The organism is Nocardioides sp. P5_C9_2 (assembly GCF_054049555.1).
In genome coordinates, this window is sequence record NZ_JBFUMD010000548.1 from 1 (window position 1) to 2376 (window position 2376).

Annotated in this window: 2 protein-coding genes; one reads left to right on the forward strand and one right to left on the reverse strand. The window is 71.4% G+C overall.

Annotated features, from left to right (window positions below; genetic code table 11):
* A partial coding sequence (locus ACXJKL_RS19435; protein WP_457208644.1) for a hypothetical protein occupies positions 1–1208 on the forward strand: 1208 nt, incomplete at its 5' end.
* Positions 1209–1283: 75 nt separating this feature from the next.
* Here the strand turns inward: ACXJKL_RS19435 and groEL are convergent.
* Positions 1284–2376 (reverse strand): chaperonin GroEL (groEL, locus tag ACXJKL_RS19440; RefSeq protein ID WP_457208645.1); only part of this gene is annotated, 1093 nt, incomplete at its 5' end.

Below are 2376 nucleotides of genomic sequence, written 5' to 3' on the forward strand. Positions count from 1 at the left end.
GGGTGGTGTCGCTCGGGTCGTGGGCGTGGTTGGACCCGTCCCCGCCGGACCTCGGCACGGCGGGCGTCCCGGTGCCCCCGGGTCAGGTGCTCCGGCTCGCCGATGCCGAGCCGGCCGTCGAGGGGCGCGACTACGACGTGCTGACGACCTACACCAACGAGGACCTGGACGCCGACAACGGCCAGTACCTCGACGGGGTCACCGACGACGGGCTGGTGCTCTTCCGCGACGGGCCGAGCATGGACCAGGTTCGGGCGCGCTATGCCCTGATGGACCCCGCGAGCGGGGCCAAGGACTGGCTTCCGCCCCCGCCGACGCGTGGCGAGCAGGTCTGGCCGGTCGACCTCGGCGAGGACGTGCTGCTGTGGAGCCGCACGGCGTACGACCCCGACGCCGACTTCTCCGACGGGGAGCTGCGCGGCGACCTCGTGGTCATGGCCTTCGACCGGGGCACCCGCACCTGGTCCACGACGTCGTGGCCCGACCTGCCGCAGGTGGACTTCCCGCAGACCGACCTCGGCCCCGACGGGCGCCTGTACGTCGCCGTGCCCGCCACCGCGGGCGAGGTTCCGGAGGGTGGCTGGCCGACGGGTCCGGACGGCGAGGCCGACGACTCCGACGCGCAGGGCGACACCTCCGACCTGTGGTCGGTGTCCCTCACCGATCCCGCCGACGTGCGCGACGAGCGGCTGCGCGTCGGCGACGTCGCCTTCACCGACTCCGCGATGGTGTGGACCGACGGCACCAACGGCGACGGCGGGATGGTGCACGTGCGCGACCTGGCCACCGGTGAGGAGAGCTCCTTCGACCCGAAGCCGGGCGAGCRGTGCAACCTGCTCTCCTTCGGCGCGACCGACGACCGGGTCGTGATGGGTCAGTACTGCGGCACCTACGAGGACGGGGTGCGGGACGACCGCGTGCAGGTGCTCACCACCTCCGGCGAGCAGGTCACCACCCTCCAGGACAGCGGCATGGACGGCTACCTCGCCGGGGGCGCCGGCCCGGGCCTGGTGGCGGTGACGTCCTACCAGCGCGGCGCCGAGGGGACCTACGTCTACGACCTGGCCGAGGACCGCTTCGTGCGGGTGAGCGACTCGGTGTCGAAGTTCGGGCTCGGCGGTCCGGTCCCCGAGGGCGACCTCATGTGGCACACCTCGGTCAACGGCCGCAAGGGCGCGACCCAGGTGCTCGCCCGCTGGCGCGGCTGAGGGACCCCTCACGCGTGAAGGCCGCCGCCTCCCGAGGGAGACGGCGGCCTTCGACGTGGTGTGTGGAGCCGTGGCTCAGTGGCCGTGCCCGTGCCCGTGGCCACCCGCGGCGGCGGGCTCCTCGTCCTCGGGCTTCTCGACGATCAGCGTCTCGGTCGTGAGCAGCATGCCCGCGATCGAGGTGGCGTTGACCAGCGCGGAGCGGGTGACCTTGACCGGGTCCAGGACGCCCTGGGCGACCAGGTCGCCGTACTCCTCGGTGGCGGCGTTGTAGCCGTTGCCGAGACCGAGCTCGCGGACCTTGGTGGTGACGACGTAGCCGTTGACCCCACCGTTCTCGGCGATCCAGCGCAGCGGCTCGTCGGCGGACTTGCGCACGATGCGCACGCCGACGGCCTCGTCACCGGTGAGGCCGAGGTCGTCCTCGAGCACCGAGACGGCGTGGATGAGCGCCGAGCCACCGCCGGGGACGATGCCCTCCTCGATGGCGGCACGCGTCGCGGACACGGCGTCCTCGATGCGGTGCTTCTTCTCCTTGAGCTCCACCTCGGTGGCGGCGCCGACCTTGATGACGCAGACGCCGCCGGCCAGCTTGGCCAGGCGCTCCTGCAGCTTCTCGCGGTCCCAGTCGGAGTCGCTGTTCTCGATCTCGGCCTTGATCTGGTTGACGCGGCCCTCGACGGCACCGGCGTCGCCGGCACCCTCGATGATCGTGGTGTCGTCCTTGGTGATCACGACGCGACGGGCCTGGCCCAGCACCTCGAGACCCACCTGGTCGAGCTTGAGCCCGACCTCGGGGGCGACGACCTGGCCGCCGGTGAGGACCGCGATGTCCTGCATCATCGACTTGCGGCGGTCACCGAACGCGGGGCTCTTGACCGCGACGGCGTTGAACGTGCCGCGGATCTTGTTGACCACCAGGGTCGAGAGCGCCTCGCCCTCGACGTCCTCGGCGAGGATGAAGAGCGGCTTGCCGGCGGCGATGACCTTCTCGAGGAGGGGCAGCAGCTCGGAGATCGAGGAGATCTTGCCCTGGTGCAGGAGGATGTAGGCGTCGTCGAGGACGGCCTCCATGCGCTCGGGGTCGGTGACGAAGTAGGCCGACAGGTAGCCCTTGTCGAACTGCATGCCCTCGGTGAACTCCAGCTCGGTGCCCATGGTGTTGGAC